The organism is Azospirillum humicireducens, from assembly GCF_001639105.2.
GTDB classification, from domain to species: Bacteria; Pseudomonadota; Alphaproteobacteria; order Azospirillales; family Azospirillaceae; genus Azospirillum; species Azospirillum humicireducens.
Genome location: NZ_CP028902.1, coordinates 293,139 through 309,518, shown reverse-complemented (window position 1 = coordinate 309,518; position 16,380 = coordinate 293,139). Strand labels below are relative to the sequence as shown.

Annotated in this window: 18 protein-coding genes and 1 pseudogene; 9 read left to right on the top strand and 10 right to left on the bottom strand. The window is 64.0% G+C overall.

Features of this window, described 5'->3' with window-relative positions:
• Both A6A40_RS15965 and A6A40_RS15960 read right to left on the bottom strand, forming a co-directional pair.
• A complete protein-coding gene (locus A6A40_RS15965) occupies positions 1-1,197 on the bottom strand; it encodes an efflux RND transporter periplasmic adaptor subunit (protein WP_236783834.1) in 1,197 nt (398 codons plus the stop codon).
• Positions 1,194-2,627, bottom strand: a complete 1,434-nt coding sequence (locus A6A40_RS15960) for an efflux transporter outer membrane subunit (RefSeq protein ID WP_236783833.1) — start codon at positions 2,625-2,627, stop codon at positions 1,194-1,196. Before A6A40_RS15960 ends, A6A40_RS15965 begins: the two co-directional genes overlap by 4 nt.
• Positions 2,628-2,818: 191 nt before the next feature.
• Here A6A40_RS15960 and A6A40_RS15955 point away from each other — a divergent pair, with 191 nt between their 5' ends.
• Together A6A40_RS15955 and A6A40_RS15950 are read left to right on the top strand one after the other, a co-directional pair.
• Positions 2,819-3,517 (top strand): response regulator transcription factor, encoded by a 699-nt coding sequence (locus tag A6A40_RS15955; RefSeq protein ID WP_108546906.1) that lies wholly within the window; start codon positions 2,819-2,821, stop codon positions 3,515-3,517.
• Positions 3,518-3,519: 2 nt separating this feature from the next.
• Complete coding sequence (locus tag A6A40_RS15950; RefSeq protein WP_236783832.1) at positions 3,520-4,860, top strand: ATP-binding protein; 1,341 nt, start codon at positions 3,520-3,522, stop codon at positions 4,858-4,860.
• Between the two features lie 428 nt (positions 4,861-5,288).
• On the opposite strand, the pseudogene A6A40_RS15945 reads toward A6A40_RS15950, so the two are convergent.
• The 8 genes and pseudogenes from A6A40_RS15945 to A6A40_RS15915 all read right to left on the bottom strand — a co-directional run.
• A pseudogene (locus A6A40_RS15945) lies at positions 5,289-5,408 on the bottom strand (transposase); the annotation flags it as partial.
• Between the two features lie 201 nt (positions 5,409-5,609).
• Entirely contained in the window at positions 5,610-5,744 is a 135-nt protein-coding gene (locus tag A6A40_RS32430; protein ID WP_418208615.1) for a response regulator, read from the bottom strand.
• Positions 5,741-8,896, bottom strand: coding sequence for a chemotaxis protein CheB (locus A6A40_RS15930; RefSeq protein WP_108546905.1), 3,156 nt, complete (start codon positions 8,894-8,896; stop codon positions 5,741-5,743). The genes A6A40_RS32430 and A6A40_RS15930 overlap by 4 nt, the downstream gene beginning before the upstream one ends.
• A gap of 186 nt (positions 8,897-9,082) precedes the next feature.
• Positions 9,083-9,280, bottom strand: a complete 198-nt coding sequence (locus tag A6A40_RS30405) for a hypothetical protein (RefSeq protein WP_146191569.1) — start codon at positions 9,278-9,280, stop codon at positions 9,083-9,085.
• Positions 9,281-9,368: 88 nt separating this feature from the next.
• Positions 9,369-9,653, bottom strand: a complete 285-nt coding sequence (locus A6A40_RS15925; protein WP_108546904.1) for a hypothetical protein — start codon at positions 9,651-9,653, stop codon at positions 9,369-9,371.
• 49 nt (positions 9,654-9,702) lie between these two features.
• Positions 9,703-9,858 carry a hypothetical protein gene (locus A6A40_RS30710; RefSeq protein ID WP_158279295.1) on the bottom strand — a complete coding sequence of 52 codons (156 nt, stop codon included), beginning with the start codon at positions 9,856-9,858 and terminating at the stop codon, positions 9,703-9,705.
• A gap of 342 nt (positions 9,859-10,200) precedes the next feature.
• A complete protein-coding gene (locus A6A40_RS15920) occupies positions 10,201-10,758 on the bottom strand; it encodes an exopolysaccharide biosynthesis protein (RefSeq protein ID WP_236783831.1) in 558 nt (185 codons plus the stop codon).
• Between the two features lie 85 nt (positions 10,759-10,843).
• Positions 10,844-11,938, bottom strand: coding sequence for a sensor histidine kinase (locus A6A40_RS15915; protein ID WP_236783830.1), 1,095 nt, complete (start codon positions 11,936-11,938; stop codon positions 10,844-10,846).
• Between the two features lie 447 nt (positions 11,939-12,385).
• Here A6A40_RS15915 and A6A40_RS15910 point away from each other — a divergent pair, with 447 nt between their 5' ends.
• The 7 genes from A6A40_RS15910 (at position 12,386) to A6A40_RS32305 (ending at position 15,870) form a co-directional block, all read left to right on the top strand.
• Complete coding sequence (locus A6A40_RS15910) at positions 12,386-12,946, top strand: hypothetical protein (protein ID WP_108546901.1); 561 nt, start codon at positions 12,386-12,388, stop codon at positions 12,944-12,946.
• 51 nt (positions 12,947-12,997) lie between these two features.
• Positions 12,998-13,396: a YsnF/AvaK domain-containing protein gene (locus A6A40_RS15905; protein WP_108546900.1), complete on the top strand. Its 399-nt coding sequence runs from the start codon at positions 12,998-13,000 to the stop codon at positions 13,394-13,396.
• A gap of 118 nt (positions 13,397-13,514) precedes the next feature.
• Positions 13,515-14,180 (top strand): YsnF/AvaK domain-containing protein, encoded by a 666-nt coding sequence (locus A6A40_RS15900; protein WP_236783829.1) that lies wholly within the window; start codon positions 13,515-13,517, stop codon positions 14,178-14,180.
• 363 nt (positions 14,181-14,543) lie between these two features.
• Positions 14,544-14,867 carry a hypothetical protein gene (locus A6A40_RS31385; RefSeq protein ID WP_236783828.1) on the top strand — a complete coding sequence of 108 codons (324 nt, stop codon included), beginning with the start codon at positions 14,544-14,546 and terminating at the stop codon, positions 14,865-14,867.
• The gene (locus A6A40_RS15890; protein ID WP_108546897.1) at positions 14,864-15,115 is read left to right on the top strand and encodes a hypothetical protein; all 252 of its coding nucleotides are present in this window, start codon (positions 14,864-14,866) and stop codon (positions 15,113-15,115) included. The genes A6A40_RS31385 and A6A40_RS15890 overlap by 4 nt, the downstream gene beginning before the upstream one ends.
• A complete protein-coding gene (locus tag A6A40_RS15885) occupies positions 15,112-15,468 on the top strand; it encodes a hypothetical protein (protein WP_108546896.1) in 357 nt (118 codons plus the stop codon). Before A6A40_RS15890 ends, A6A40_RS15885 begins: the two co-directional genes overlap by 4 nt.
• Positions 15,469-15,696: 228 nt before the next feature.
• Positions 15,697-15,870 carry a response regulator transcription factor gene (locus A6A40_RS32305; protein ID WP_335645188.1) on the top strand — a complete coding sequence of 58 codons (174 nt, stop codon included), beginning with the start codon at positions 15,697-15,699 and terminating at the stop codon, positions 15,868-15,870.
• The last annotated feature ends 510 nt before the right edge of the window (positions 15,871-16,380 follow it).

Below are 16,380 nucleotides of genomic sequence, written 5' to 3'. Positions count from 1 at the left end.
TCAACGCCCTCCGGTCACGGCTGCGGGCAGGGTGGCGACATCCGTCGGTCCGTGACCGACAGCGGCGGACGGCGGAGGCCCGACGGTGACCGTCGCGCCGTCGGACAGGAAGGCGCCGCCCGTCTCCACCACCTGCGCATCGGCGGACAGGCCGGACAGGATCTCCACCCGGTCGCCCTGCCGCCGTCCGGTGGCGACGATCCGCCGGGTTACCCGGCCGTTCTCGCCGATGGTGAAGACCTGCGACCGCCCGTCGCGCAGAACCACGGCGGATTGCGGCAGGGTCAGCGCCGGGCTGTTGCCCAACTCGATGCTGCCGCTGGCATAGCCGCCGGCCAGCGCGCCGCTTCCGGCCGGCAGTGACACATAGACGATGCCGCGACCGGTGCCGCTGTTGAGCGCCGGGGCCGCCTGCCGCACCGTTCCCTCCACCGTCTGCCCATCGGGCAGGGTCACCCGTGCGGTCTGGCCGGACCGGACCTGCGGCACCTGACGGGCGTCCAACTCCGCCTGCCATTCCACCCGGCTTTGCCGTTGCAGCCGGAACAGCTCGGTCCCTGCCGACACCACCGTGCCAAGCGTGGCGGAGCGGGAGGTCACCACCCCGTCATCCACCGCCCGGATGCTGGTCCGCGCCAGCGTGATCCGGCTGCTGTCCAGGTCGGCCTCGGCCGATGCCAGGCTGGCCCTCGCGGTCTCTTCGGTGATCAGGTATTCGGTCACCTGCTGGTCCGACAGCGCGCCGCTGCCCTTGACCAGACGGGCGCGCTTGGCGTTGGCCTGTGCCTGCGCCAGCGATGCCCTGGCCTGCGCCACCAGCGCCTCCTGCTTGCGGACATCGGCCTGCACGCTGTCCTGAGCCAGCCGCGCCAGTTCCTGTCCACGGGTGACCTGGGTTCCGACATCGGCGAACAGCTGGGTGATGCGCAGGTTTCCGGTCTCGGCGCCGATCACCGCTTCCTGCCACGCCGCCAAGGCGCCACTGGCCGGCAGGGTCTGCGCCCAGTCCTCACGGTGAGGAACTGTCGCTGTGACGGTCAGCACGCTGTTGCGCGTGGTGGATACGGCGGGCCGGGTGACGGTGCCGTCCTGCGGTCCGGTCTCTGTTTCGCCTAGGGCCGCGGCAAGGCCGGCAGCGGCGGCCAGCCCAAGTCCGGCCGCAAATCCGATGATCTGCTTGCGGGTGAGGAGGCTCACGATGCGTCTCCGCTCTTCCGGGTGTCCGGTGTGGTGGCTTGGGCGGCGGTTTGCGCGAGTGCCCTGGCGGGCGTTCCCGCCTGCCAGCCGCCGCCCAGCGCCTTGTAGAGGGCGATCCAGTATTCGATCTGGTCGCGCTGTACGGTGATCAGGGAAATCTCGGCGTTCAGCGCGTTGCGCAGGGCTTCCTCGCGGTCAAGCAGGCTGGCCCCGCCGGCCCGCCAGTTGCGGTCGATCGCCTCGAAATAGGTGCGATAGCCCTCTGCGGCGTTGCGGGCGTCGCTGGTACGCCGGGTGGCGGCATCCAGCCGGACCAGCGCCTGCTCCACCTCGCGGATGGCGGTGCGCACCCCGCTGCGATAGGCGGCCAGCTGGTACTCATAGGCGGCCTGCGCGCTGTCCACCGCCGCGGCCCGCTTGCCGGCATCGAACAGCGGTGCGGTCAGCGACGACCCCAGCAGCCACGTCGTCATCAGGCTGCCCAACGCCGTGCCGGACCGCGCGATCTCGCCGCTGAAGGACAGGCTGGGATAGCGGTCGGCTTCCGCCACGCCGATTTCCGCGCTGGCCGCCGCCAGTTCCCGCTCCAGCGAGGCGAGGTCTGGCCGTTGCGCCAGCACCGCCGCCGGCACGCTGTCGACCGCGAAACCCTCCGGAGCGGGCAAGGGCGGGGGTGCGTCCGCCGGCTCCCGCATCCGCTGGCGCAGGTCGGCTTCCTCCAACCCGGTCAGCGAAACCAGCGCTTTCACCAGCACGTCGCATTCGGCCTGCTGTTCGACGGCGCTGGCGCGCAGGCTGGCGGCGCTCGCCTCGGCCAGCGACCCGTTGACCGGCGAGGTGAAGCCGGCCCGCATGCTGGTGGCGGTGGCCCGCGCAGTGTCGGCCTGCGACGCCGCCTCGTCGGCATAGGCGCGGGCCAGCAGCCGGCAGGCACGGTATTGCACATAATCGTCGGCGACCTCGGCGGCCAGCGAGACGCGGGCGTCGTGCCAGTCGTCGGTGCGCGCCTCCAGCCGCGCCTCGGCGGCTTCCTGGGTGCGGCGCAGCTTGCCGAACAGGTCGAGTTCCCACGAGGCGTCGAGCGTCCCGGACAGCGTGTTCGCGGTGGCGACCCCGCCCAGCGCCGACTGCTTCGCCCGCTGGGCCGTGCCGCCGGCCGTCACGGTGGGAAGCCGGTCGGCACGGTCCTGCGCCACCGTGGCGCGCGCCTTGGCGATGGACGCCCAGGCCTCGGCCAGCGACGGGCTGCCCGCCTCCGCCGCCTGGAGCAGGCCGGTCAGCGCCGGATCATGGAAGCGGTCCCACCATCCAACCAGGGATGCGGTGCCCACCCGGGCCGGCAGCGGCGCCGACCATGCGGTCGCCGCCGCTGCCGGTGCGCGGTAATCGGGTCCGACCGCGCAGGCTCCCAGCACCAGGGCCGCGGTCATTGCCGCGGCGTTTCGAAACAGACTGCGCATGCCACACAAAGATCCATCAGCATATCGGTTGGCCCGATATAGCGTGGCGCTGTGTCAAGCAGGGTTAAGTGAGCGTAAAGTTAGGTAAAGGTTGGCGGGTATCGCTTTCCCGGGAGTTCATTGCCGTTGACAGCCCCGCATTCCTGGATCGACTGTGTGGCATGATCAAGGTCTTGCTTGTCGACGACGATGTCGACCTGACGGCGATGCTCGTCGAATATCTGGCGCAGGAGAACTTCGAGGGCCACGCCGTCCACAACGGCGAGGATGGTGTTGCCGCGGCGCTGGGCGGCGGCTATGCCATCGTCGTGCTGGACGTGATGATGCCACGCCTCAGCGGGATCGAGACGCTGCGCCGCATCCGCCAATCCAGCCGCGTTCCCGTGCTGATGCTGACGGCGCGTGGCGACAACATCGACCGCATCACCGGTCTCGACCTCGGCGCCGACGACTATGTTCCGAAGCCTTGCTCACCGGGCGAACTGGTGGCGCGCCTGCGCGCCATCCTGCGCCGCACCGAACCGCAGCCGACACCGGCTGCGTCGGCGTCGGCTGCCGCCACCGTCAAGGCCGGGCCGCTGCTGCTGTGCCCCGGCAGCCGCACGGCGACGCTGGAGGGCCGGACGCTCGATCTGACCGGCACCGAATTCAACCTGCTGGAGGTTTTGGCTCGCGGCGCCGGCCATCTGATCAGCAAGCAGGAGCTGTCGCAGCGGGCGTTCGGCCGGCCGCTCAGCCCGTTCGACCGGCGCATCGACGTCCATGTCAGCAGCATCCGGCAGAAGCTGGGCACCCGCGGCGACGGCCGGTCCTGGATCCAGACGGTGCGCGGCATGGGCTATCAACTGGTGACCGACTGACCATGCCCAATCCCGTCTCGCGCCTGTTCCGCCCTGGCAGGGGGGGCCTGTTCTGGAAGCTGTTTCTATCGCTGTGGCTGGCGATGGTGCTGTCCTTCGTCGTCGGCGTCTTCTACCTGCATCTGGCCGGCTATCGCGATGCGATGGACAATCTGGACTCGGTGCGGACTGGGGTTCTGCTGTCGACAGCGGAAGGCCTGCTCAAGCGGTCGGGCACGGACGCCGCGGTGGCCGCCATCGCCGATTGGAACGCCGATCCGGCCTCCCCCCCGGTGGCGCTGCTCACCGATGACGGCCGCCGTCTGGTCGGTTCCCCCGCCGCGCTGACCGGCTACCGCCGCAGCGTGCAGGCCGATGACGGCCGTCGTTTCATGCTCGTCACCGCCCTGGACTCGGTCTGGACGCTCAAACCCCAGCCGTCCATCCTGATTCCGCTGGTGTCGGGCGGCTTGGTGGCGTTGCTGTTCAGCAGCCTGCTCGCCTGGTATCTGTCGCGTCCGCTGCGCACGCTGAGCTGGGCCCTGCATGCCGTGTCGCGCGGCGACTTCGCCACCCGCGTCCGTCACCGCATGGGCGGACGGCGCGACGAGATCGCCGCACTCGGCAGCGATTTCGATCGCATGGCCGACCGTCTCCAGCAGTTGGTGGAGGGTCGCCAGCGCCTGCTCCACGACATCTCGCATGAGCTGCGCTCGCCGCTCACCCGCATGCAGGCGGCCATCGGCCTGCTGCGCCAGAATCCGGGCAAGACCGCCGCAATGGTCGAGCGCATCGACCGCGAGGCGGACCGGCTCGACACCATGGTGGGAGAGCTGCTGACCCTGGCGCGGCTGGAGGTCGGCTCCGAAGTGATTTCCCGCGAACGCGTCGATCTGATCGAGTTGTTGGCCGCCATCGTCGACGATGCCGCCTTCGAGGCGGAAGCCTGCGGCCGTGGCGTGCGGCTGGCGGCCGACGGTCCGTTCGTCTGCACCGTTGCGGCCGAGGTGCTGTGCCGGGCTTTCGAGAACATCATCCGCAACGCAGTCAAATTCACCGCCGAAGGCACGGTTGTCGAGGTCACGGCCGCCACCGGCCGGGGAGGGCTTCGGGTTACCGTGGTCGATTATGGTCCCGGCGTGCCAGAGGATATGCGCGACAAGATATTCGAGCCTTTCCTGCGCCTGGATGCCACGGCCCCGGCGACGGCGGGCTTCGGTCTCGGCCTCGCCATCGCCCGCCGCGCCGTCGAATCGCACGGCGGAACGGTCTTGGCCACCGGCGCCCCGCAAGGGGGGTTGGCCATCGAGATCACGCTGCCGGCTGTTGATCAGCTCAGAAGCAGGACGCCCTGTCAGAGTTGAGTCCGAACCTGTTTGTGGATATCACGCGCTGACCTATTGGGGAACTGGCCGCTTCAAGCACCTGGCGAGCGAACGGCGGTTCAGTCCACGCAACGTGCGCAAGAACCGCCGAACCAGGGCAAGATCACCCTTCCCGTTTTGCGGCATCTGCGATGCAGTGGGGCGCGATGCGCATTTCCCCGGTAGGCGCCGATCGATTCCTCGACGCACCATCGCGTTCGAGATCCGCAACGATGAGAGCCGCGGCGGATTTAAGTTCCGTTGCGAAGCGCGCCGCGCCTTCCTCCAGCGTCAAGGCGGACGCGATCATCAACTCGGCCCCAGCCCCTGCAGCTGGTGGGAGACGATGAAAGGAGGCACCGATCCAAGCTGAGGGCGTCGGCTTGATCCTGGTGCGGCTGAACGAGAAGTCGGGAACGGTTCCCAGTGCCGTCACGGTCCTGGATGTCGGCAATATGCACAGCGGCGTTCAGGAGCAGGCCGAGCGTGTCGACGAGGATATGGGACTTGATACCCTTGATCCTCTCGCCTGCGTTATAGCCGACCGGGTTCCGGATCGCATGACGATCTGGCTGTTCCGCGAGGCCCTGGTGACGGCGGGGGCGATGGAGGGGCTGTTCGCCCGCTTCGACGCGGAGCTGAAGGAACGCGGCTGCTTCGCGCTGGGCGGCCAGATCGTCGATGCCTCCATCGTGGAAGCGCCCAGGCAGCGGCTGAGCAAGGAGGAGAACCGGCAAATTGATGTCCGCTCAGGCCATGGCAGTGCACAACATGCGAACGATGGTGGCTCCCGCATCCTGTAGGATTTCCTCCGACACCATGGCGATCAGCAACTCGTCCTCGACGATCATGATCCGGCAGCCTTCCAGATGCTGTCCGGTCATCGGGCATTCTCAAGGGAGGCAGGGCTTTCGTCGTCGCTCCTCGTCTGGGCGACCGGTACGGTGAACGTCGCCTGGAGGCCGGTCGGATCGTAATCCACCACGACATCGCCACGCAGTTCGTAGCGGATTTTCTGGGTGATCAGTTTGGAGCCGAAGCCATGATGGGTGGGAGGCGACACCGGGGGACCGTCCGTCTCGCGCCAATGGACGAGCAGCACCGCATCGGCATCCCTCTGCCCGAACTCCCAGGTCAAGGCGACGCGCCCTTCCGCCACGGACAACGCGCCGTATTTCAGCGCGTTGGTCACCAACTCGTGGATCACCATGCCGAGCGCCAACGCAGCCTTGGGCCGGAGTTGAACGGCAGGCCCATCAACGGCAAAGCGTCCTTCGCTGGTGGCATAAGGCTTCACCTCGTTGAGCACGACGTCGCTGAGGGGAATGTTCCCCCAACGGTCACGGGTCAGCAGATCGTAGGTGCTGGCAACCGCCTGCAGGCGCCCGAGAAACGCCGTGCATTCCGGTGCCTCGGCAATCGCCTTCAGAGTCTGCTGGGCCAGGGCGGTGACGACGGCGAGCATGTTCTTGACGCGGTGGTCGAGTTCACCGATGAGTTGGCGCTGCTGCTCCTCGGCCTCCTTGAGCGACGTCACGTCCACGAAGGTCAACAACAGGCCTTCCAGATCGTTGCGGGCTTTCCGGTAAGGCAGGATGCGCATCATGTAGTGCCTGGTCCCGTCCCTGGACCGAACCGCCTTTTCCACGGTCGCCGGGTCGGTAAGCGCATGTCTCAGATCCGAATCCAGATCGACCTGATCGAGATGGCTGACGATATCGGTCAGCGGACGACCGCGGTCGGTCGCGATCAGATTGAAAATCTGGGTGATCGCCGGCGTGAAACTCCGGATCAGCAGGGACCGGTCCAGGAAGATGATCCCGATCTGGGTGCTGTCGAACAGATTCTGTAGATCGCTGTTGGATTGATCCAGCTCCTCGACCTTGCCGTTGAGTTCGATATTGACAGCGTGAAGCTCCTCATTGACGGATTGCGTTTCCTCCTTGGCCGTTTCCAGCTCCTCATTGGTTGCTTGCAGCTCCTCGTTGACCGAGATGAGTTCCTCGTTGGCGGACTTGAGTTCCTCCAATGAGGTTTCATACTCTTCGATCGTGCTCTGGAGACGCTCCTTGGTATCGCGAAGTTCCCGTTCCAGCTGCTCCACCGCAACGGGATCCTGACTCCAGTGACGTTCCTTGCCGTAGATCTCCTCCGCAGGACTTGGACCTCCGACATCGGAAAACAGGACCAGGAAGAAGGCTTCCCCGTCGCGGTCGAACGGCTCGATCGTCAGATCGAGCACTTGGACACGATCGTCCACCTCCACCGCCAGGTGTTTGCGGGTTACCGGCTTGTGGGTCTGCACAGCCTCGTGCAGGGCGCCGCGAAGATCGAGCCGCAGTCCCTTGCGGGCCATCGCCAGAAGCTGGCGGTTCGGGGCGCCGGGAGGCGCCTGAAGGTACTTGCCGGTGTTGGCGGAATAATAGACCACCTCACCGTTCTGGTTGACGACGACATGGGCCGGAGCGAAGCGCTCCAGCACGCGCGCCTCCACATGTCCACGCAGATTGGCGGCATTGGACTGGATCGTGCGGGGGGTCTCGGCCGATCCGCGAGGCGTGCGGCCGCCATGCTCCGCCATGGCGAAGGGAATGGTCACGGAAACCGCATCCTGCCGGCGGAACAGGCGATGCTTTTTGTCGATGGGCACGAACAGCGTCTGATGCTGCCCGATCGTCTCGGCCACGCCGAGGAAAAGATAGCCGCTGGGGCGCAATGCATAGTGGAACATCGGGATCACCCGGTCCTGAAGTCCCATCCCCAGGTAAATGAGCAGATTGCGGCACGAAATCAGGTCGATGCGTGAAAAGGGCGGGTCACGGACGACGCTGTGCGCCGAGAAGATGCACAGGTCGCGCACCTCCTTGCGAACGAGATAGCTGGTGCCGTCTTCAGTGAAATGGCGTTTGAGCCGGTCCGCCCGCACATCCCGCACCAGATTGGCGGGATAGCGCCCGGTGCGTGCCACTTCCAGGGCATGCTCGTCGATGTCGGTGGCGAAGACCTGGATCTTCGGCACGCTGTGGAGGGTTGCCGCATATTCGGACAGCAGCATGGCGATGGAGTATACCTCCTCGCCGGTGGCGCAGCCCGGCACCCAGACGCGCACCGCATCGCCGGCGCTTTTCCCGGCGAACAGATGCGGGATGACGAGGTCCTCCAGCGCCTGGAAGGTCTCGCCGTCGCGGAAGAAGGTGGTGACGCCGATCAGCAGATCGCGAAACAGTGCCGCGGCTTCCGTACGGTCCTCACGCAGGTGTTCGACATAGCTGTCGATGTCCGTCAGCCGCAGGGCCTGCATCCTGCGTTGGACACGGCGGAGGAACGTGTTGTGCTTGTAGCCCTGGAAATCGTGTCCGATCTGATTGCGCAGAATGGTGGTGATGCTTCTGCGTGCCGCTTCCAGCCGCGCATCCTCTTGAACATCCTTCTCACCCATCAGATCGCCCAGCGACGTGGCGGTTCGCGCGAAGTCCACCAGCGTCGCCGCCATCGTTTCGACCGGCGCGACAAGGTCGACGACGCCGGTGGCGATGGCGCTGCTCGGCATGCCGTCATGGCGGGGAATTCCGTCATGCCCCTGGGCGATGGTGAAGCCGCCCCGTTCCTTGATCGCCTTGATGCCCAGGGTGCCGTCGCTGCCGCCGCCCGACAGGATGACACCCACCGCTCTTTCACCGCAGTCGCTGGCGAGTGAACTGAGGAAGAGGTCGATCGGGTTGCGCTCGCGGTGAGAGGCGCTGTCCGGCCGGACATGCAGCCGACCGTTGTCGATGGTCAGCAGGGTTCCTGGCTGCAGGGTGTAGATGCGGTTTGGCTCGACCAAATCCCCATCGCAGGCCTGATGCGCCGGCGTGGGCGTGCATCGGCCGATGATGTCGGCCAGCAGGCTTTCGTGTTCCGGCGACAGATGCGTCACGACCACGAAGGCCATGCCGCTGTCGGCAGGAACGGCGCCGAACAGCCCCTCCAAGGCCTCCACCCCGCCAGCGGATGCGCCGATCCCGACGATCGGGAAGGATGCCTTGTCGCTCATGCTGCTGCCCTTCCACAGATCCTGACGATGCGGATCGATGTCGTTTGAGGATGCCGGGGATGGCGCCCTTGTCGGCGATGAGCTTTTCTACATTTCAACTGGAGCACCCCCTCGGGACGATGGCCGGCCGTCCCTGGTGGCGTTCTTCCTCACAGTCGATGCCAAACTTTGACGTGGACGGTCAACTCACTCTTTAGCACCCTCTTTCGGTTGCGCACCACCGTCATCGTCCCAGTTGCGCAGCGGGGTGCCGCCCTCCCGCTGGCGTAGACGCTCATCGCCGATCCTTACGGTCATCGGTGGCAGGGACGCGGTTTGAATGAACATTTTCCCGTTCAGGAAATGGACTTCCGCCGAACGATGTTTCAGTTGCACGGTTTGCATGACGCGATCTCCTCTGCGGTACAGTTCGGTGCGGAGCGGCTATCCGCGATGGGCGGAGCATTGCTCCACCCGGTCCTCGCAACGCTGTTCATCCGGGCGGGAGAGTTCCGTTTCCCGCCGATTCCAGGAGCCGGCCCAGCTCATCGGGGTCGATGAGCACCGTCTGCTCCATCGCCATTCCGCGATTGGACTGCGGAAGACGGATCCAGGTCGCGCTGCGCCGATACACAGGGAAGGAGAGCGAGCCGATCAACTCCTCGTCGGTCTCCACGACGTAGCTTCCCGCCGGTTGCACACCGTCGACGCCGCTCAAGGCAAAAGGATGGGCGAACGTCACGGTCCTGCTGGTGGTGCGGGTGAATGCGGTGCTCATCGAAGGGTGCTCCCATTCTTGTCCGGCGGATGTCCTTGAAAGCCGCTGCCTATCCGCCCGAACTGGAGAACAGCAACCCGGCAAGAAAGCCGACCGAGACGCCAAGTGTCAGATAAGCCATGTTCTTCCATTTCGGTGCGGACAAAGCCCAGGCGGCACGCTCTGAAACCATCCACTCCGACAACGTCCCGTGCGTGAGCGACATGACGATCTCCTCCCGGATATTTGTTTCGAAATATGGGGCTGCCAAATTTTATTGCAATGGTGATGGCCAAATAATAATATTGACGCTTATTTTATTCCTGCTGCTGCCTGCCTCCGCCGGACAGGATCCTCTACCTCAATGATTCTTGAGCGTCCCTTCTGCTGCCTTCTCTCGATTTGGCGCGATTGAGCAACGGCTTGCATGCCAAAGCACGCAGCAAGAACCTGCCATACGCCGCTTTGTCGGATGGGATGCCGGTCCAACAGCATTGGTGATCATGTCCGGACGGATGATCTTCCATCCCGCAGATCCATAGACGGCCCTAACCGATATGAGCGACGGCTAAAAAAACATGGACCGGACCGCCTCGACCGACTGCCAGACGGTGATCGTCGTGGCGATGAGAACGGCGGCGGCCATCGCCAACGACACTGCCAACAACACCCCGTCCTCTTCCAGATAGGCCAAGGCGATCAGCATGATCGTCACCGCCGGGACGACATTGCTCAGCGGAATGGGAACGAAGAAGACGCCTGCCAGCACAAGGACGACCAATCCGACCACGCGCGTCGTCGTCTCGAACGGCATCTTCCAGCGTGGGCGTATGACCGTCTCCATGCGCCTCAACACCGGCACGGTGCGATCGACCATCCGGACCAGCCGCTGTGTCGAGAAACGCCGCGACATGATCGTCCTGGGAAAGGCCGGGGTTTCCCGCGCGAGGATCATCTGGAGGGCGGGAATGGTCAGCAGCAGCCCGACGACCGGCGATGTTCCCGGAGTCAGCCCGATCAGCGCCAGCAACAGCAGAACGACGCCGAAGGAACGCTTTTGCAACCTGTCCAGCAGCCAGCCGAATGTGACCCCTTCGGCCGGAGCTTCGGCGAGCAGACCGCGCAAAACCTCGGATGTCGGGATATGCGGGGGCAAGGACGAGGTCATGGCCGCATCGCTCCGGCCGTTTCGGTGGGGCGACACCTGTCTGTCATGCCGGGATCGACACCATTATGGTCGTGCCGGCGCCGGACCCCACGGTCAGGCCGCCTTTGACCTGCTCGGTCAGCAACTCCATCAGGGTGAGGCCGAGCGACCCCGTGCGTCGTTCGTCGGCCATGCCGATGCCATCGTCACTGATGCTCATGCGCAGGACTTCGTACGAGATTTCCCGGAACGAGACGGCGATGCGGCCGGATCGCCCGTCCGGGAAGGCGTATTTCAGCGCATTGATCATCGCCTCGTTGGCGATGAGGGCCAGCGGGATGGCCTGATCCGGTTTCAGGAACACCTCGTCGGCGTCGACATCCAGCACCACCCGCAAACTCTGTGCAGGCTCGAAGGACACTAGAAGGTTGCGGCACAGCATCCGCAGATATCCCCCGAATTCGATCTCCTGCAGGCCCTGCGTCCGGTAGAGCGTCTCGTGGATCTCGGCCATGCGGTCCAGCCTTTCCACGGCGCTGTGCAGTGCTTCCTGCACGGCCGGTTCCCGGCCATGTGTGAGGTCCAACTGGATGCGCAGGAAGGACGAGGCCATCTGGAGGGTGTTTTTGACGCGGTGGTTCACCTCCTTCATCAGGTTGTCCTTGTCGCGCAGCAGCACGTCCTTGTCGGCAAGGGTGTTGCGCAGCACATGCTCCACCTCGGTGCGGCGTTCCACTTCGGCGGCAAGTTGGCGATTGAGTTCATCCAGCCGCCCGGTGCGCACCGAAACACGGTGATCGAGTTCTTCGTTGAGCTGGCGCAATCCGTCTTCCGCCGCCTTGCGCTCGGTGATGTCGACAAAGGACACGAAATGGTAGCGGATACGGTCTTCCTCGAATACGGGTGCGACATGCTGGAGCAGCCATAGCGGCTTTCCATCCCTCCGATAGAGCCGGACCTGGCGCACGATGGCCTCACCGGCGCGTAGGGCAAGGTCGATGGCGCGCGCCACCTCCGGGTCGGTGCCGGAGCCGGACAGCAGATGATAGCTCTTGCCCAGAATCTCTTCGCGCGCATGACCGCTGAGCCTGGTGAATGCGGCGTTGGCGAAGACGATCGGGATATCCGGCAGGGTGGGATCGGCGATCAGCATGGGCATCAGGGTCGTTTCCGCAGCCACCACGAAGGGGCCTCCGCGCGCTGTCTCCGTCCTGACCATTCTCTCTGCGTCCTGTTGGTCGCGGGGATTATCGGGCATGCAGCGCTCCCTCGTCGGATCCTTTGTTCGAAAAGGATACAGCTGCTGAAAGCAGCCTTCCCAGGCGAAGAAGTGGCAGAGCCCGTTCGCCATATTGGCGCAGATTGAGAAAATATACCGATTGATCCATGGCGAAAATCTCCTGGCCTTCTTGCGTATATGAAATATAGTTCCGCGAACATCAAAAGAACATACCCTTTATATTTGGCAATTTATAGTCCTTGTGTTCAGATTATATTTTTAGAGCCATTGATATTTTGCGGTGCGGCATAATATAGAATGAAGCCAGCGAGGCAGAGCACAGTGCTCCCTTTCAGCTTTCGCACCCCAAACAGTCATGGAGACGTCATGGACGACGGCACTCATCCCACCCCCACCAATCGCCCGACCAATCGCCCAATCATTCGCAGTGCCAGCGACGAAGCCGCGGCTGGTAACGACGCGCCGAACGGCGCCGGCATCCGCAGCGCCAGCGAGGAGCACACGGCGAAACCTACCCGCGAGCTTGGCCAGCAGCCGAGGCCCTGGCCGCCGAGGCTGTCCGGCGCGTCAGGCAACCAGGGCTTTCCGGAAACCGTCCGGACCGCCGGCCAGAAATTTGACCGTGCTCTCAAAGACAGTCTCGACGAGGGTGGCGGTCGGGCCACGGCACTCGGCGGCGCCCTGATGGCAGGCTATGGAACGGCCATTTCAGAAGCGGTCTCCTACATGGGCCAAGCCGTGGAACGACAGAACGAGCTGTTGGGCAGCATGCTCCAGGCCCGCGGCCCGCAGGACATCATAACCGCGGGACAACGCTACCTGCTCGGCGGATGGCTGGCCTTCTTCGAGGTCAATGTCCGCGTCGCCCAGGCCGCGTCCCGGCTGTCGCAAGACTCCGCGCACAGCCCACCCCGGCCTGGCGCCTGAGGCCGCCCCCGCTCTTCAAAGCCGCATGACAGCACTTCGGGAGGATCTCCGTTGACCGGTTCGGAAAAGGAGACGCAGACGCTTCTCACCATCGAAGAGCAGGTGGGCGTCCGCAAACGCCGACAGGTCACCGGGACCGTCCGCGCCAGCACCTTCAGCCATGAGCGGGAACAGGCGCTCGAAGCCGACCTGTCGATGGAAACACTGGAAGTCGAGCGGGTTCCCATCGGACGGTTCGTCGATGGCCCGATTCCCGACCGCCAGGACGGCGACACCACCGTCATCTCGGTGATCGAGGAGGTGGCGACGGTGGAGGTTCGCCTGAAGCTGGTGGAGGAGGTCCGGATCACCCGCCGCACCGCGAGCCGCAAGATGACCGACCACGTCACGCTGCGCCGTCAGGAAGTGGTCATCGAACAGGAGCCGTCCTTGGACACCCCCGTGACCTGAGCGGCCTGACTTACCTCAAGACACTGAAATACTTTAAATCCCACTGGAGACTATCATGAGCACGATCATCGTTGGACTTTACAAGGAAAGCGGTTCCGCCAAGAAGGCCTTCCAGGCCTTGGTCGCGGCGGGCTGCCAGGAAGCGGACATCGAGACCTTCGGCGGCGCCGATAGCGCCGACAAGGCCGCCCAGGGCCTGCTGGGGCACGGTTTCGACAAGGAACTGGCCGAGCAGTACGGTGCAGCCATCCGCCAGGGCCACATCCTGGTTGCGGCCGACATCGCCGACCAGGATGCCGACGCGGCGGAAGCCATCCTCGATGAAAACGGGTCCGTTGACCTGCCCGAGCCCCCTGCGGTGCGGAAGCCGGCCCAGAAGGCGGGCAATGGCGCCACCGTCGAGCAGGAAACCCTCCAGTCGGTGAAGGAGGAGGTCGAGATCGGCAAGCGCCGGGTCGCCAAAGGCGGATTGAAAGCCGTGTCGGAGATCACGGAAACCCCAATTCAGGAGACCGTAACGCTGCGCGACGAGGCGGTGGACGTGGAACATCGCAAGGTCGATCGGCCTCTCCGCCCCGACGAGGAGAAGGCTGCGTTCGGCGAGAAGACCGTCGAGCTGACGGCGACCTCCGAAACGCCGGAAATCACCAAGGAAGCCCGCGTGGTCGGGGAGGTCGTGTTGTCCAAGACCGCTTCCGAACGGGAAAAGACCGTGGAAACCGTCGCCCGCCGCAGCGATGTCAAGGTGGAGCCCGTCGGAAACAAGCCCGGCAACAAGCGCTGATCTGAAGCGTGCACAACAGACGGGGCGGCCGTTCGGCCGCCTCCCGCCGCAGCGGATATAACCTGCGGCGGTGCGATTGAAGGTCACTCGACGTGACATCCAGATTCATTTCCCGTTTGCCAGGAGATTTCTATCAATAGAAACACAAAGCCGATTTCAAGACGTTGAATGTATGCTGATGTATTTCGGCGATATCCCATTGTGGAAATCTCCGCGAACCCCCATTTTAATTATTCAAAAGCCACCCCAGGCCTGCCCATTTTTGCCGAGGATCGCAAATCCAAGGTGTTTCCTGGCGTGACTCGATCCGGATGGCATGGCTGCCGCCATTGCCGACAAACCGGTCCACATCGGAGACACTTTATGAATTCCCGGACAAGGCTGGCCTTCTTCATTCTTAAAACCCACGCCGGATGGATCGTCCGTGCGGACGGCTTCGTCTATCCGCCCTGCGCCGACCAGATCGATGCGCTCACCAAAGCAATTCGGGAAGCGCAAGCGGCGGAACGCCTCGGCTTCGCCAGCGTCGTGCTGGCGCAATCGGCGGCGGGGGAACCCTGCCATGTCCGCTGGTGCTGTGCCGGCAATGACGGAGCGGCACAGGCGGTTATGGAGCCTCCATATCCGATAATTCCGGCCATGGCTGATATCCTGACGCCGACATCCGTATCGGAGGAACGCCCATGACCCCCCTTCTCCAGTCCATCGAGGGGCGATGCCCCCGTGGCGCCGATGCGTTGCGTGAACAGCTGCGCTGGATGAATGCCGAGCGCCGCTGGCATCCGACTGTCCATGGCGCATCGCCGGACCAGTTTCCCCCCGCCTTTACACCACCGAGCCACGTCAGCCTGCCGCAGGGTGCCACGCTGACCCGCCTTACCAGAGCCTGTGCCGCGGGTGGTACGGCCGCCATCGAGGAACGGATGATCTCATGAGCCTATCAGCCCATTATACCGTGTCGTGCCGTACAGACGGGTGGTTCGTCGGGCTTGAGGGGGAACGCTACGGCCCCTTCCCCAACGGACAGGTGGGTGCCCTGATCGCCGCTGTACAGGCCGCCAACCACGCCGGCAAGGACGGCCACGATGCCCGCGTGCTGTTGCGTATGGCGGATGGCCGGACCGACGCCGTCTGGACATTCGGCGTGGACAGCTACCCCTCGCCCTGGGTGGAGGAGTTGCATCGGATTGCACAACTGCCGCGGCGCGAACGCGCACCGATCCCGTCCTTTCTTTCAACCGATCTGCAAGCCATGATTCCGGAATCTGCAGTTGCTGGCCGGGCGTGACCAGCGGGTCAGGATTCTTCTCGTTTGTTCAGGCAATCAGGCCGGTGTGGACGGATTCTTGATGAAGGACAGGTCCATGGAGGCGCTGGCGCAATCCTTACGGCTTGTCATGATCGGCGAAACGGTCCTCCCCAGCGCCTTGGCCGCACTGCTGATCGGCGGTCGTTTGGGTGGTGCCGCCGATCTGGCGGTGTCGCACAAAAAAATATTTCCAAGCGCGAGGCGCAGGTGCTGCGCTGCCTGCAGAATGGCAGCTCCAACAAAATGATCGCCAACCACCTCCGGATCACCGAGGCGACCGTCAAGATCCACCTCAAGAGTTTGCTGCGCAAGATCGACGTCTCGAACCGCACGCAGGCCGCCCTCTGGGGGCTCAACAACGGCTTTGCGGATGCAGAGTGATCTGGCTTTCTCCGACGGCATGTTGGGATTGCCGCCGTGCCGGCCATGGACGGAAGCGTGAAGCCGGCGATGAGAGACCCACCGCAAGGGACTTGACGTCCTCCGGCCCATTGCGAAGCGGTTGGCCGCAACCGGACAGACCAACCGGTTATCCCATTGGTCCAGGCATAGGTAATGCCAACCTGTTGTCATGGTAGGCGTGGCTGAGCCTCATATTCGCCGCATCGCGCCGATATGGAATCAATATTCTTCCATTCTGGTTAGCGTTTCTGTGCAGAATAACGCATATATATTTACGGAATGCCATATGGCGTGAAAACAACAAAGTAAAAAAATTATTGATTGACAGGCTACAACTTGCGAGCTAACTTTGTGGCATATTGCATTATGGGCATAAAACTACCGTATAATTGTGGGTATGGTTGTTTTGACTTTTGTCTGTTTGAGGTCATGCGGTGATTTCATAAGTACTCTAATTGTTTAGTGTCTGCATGCCAGCTCCATGCTTTC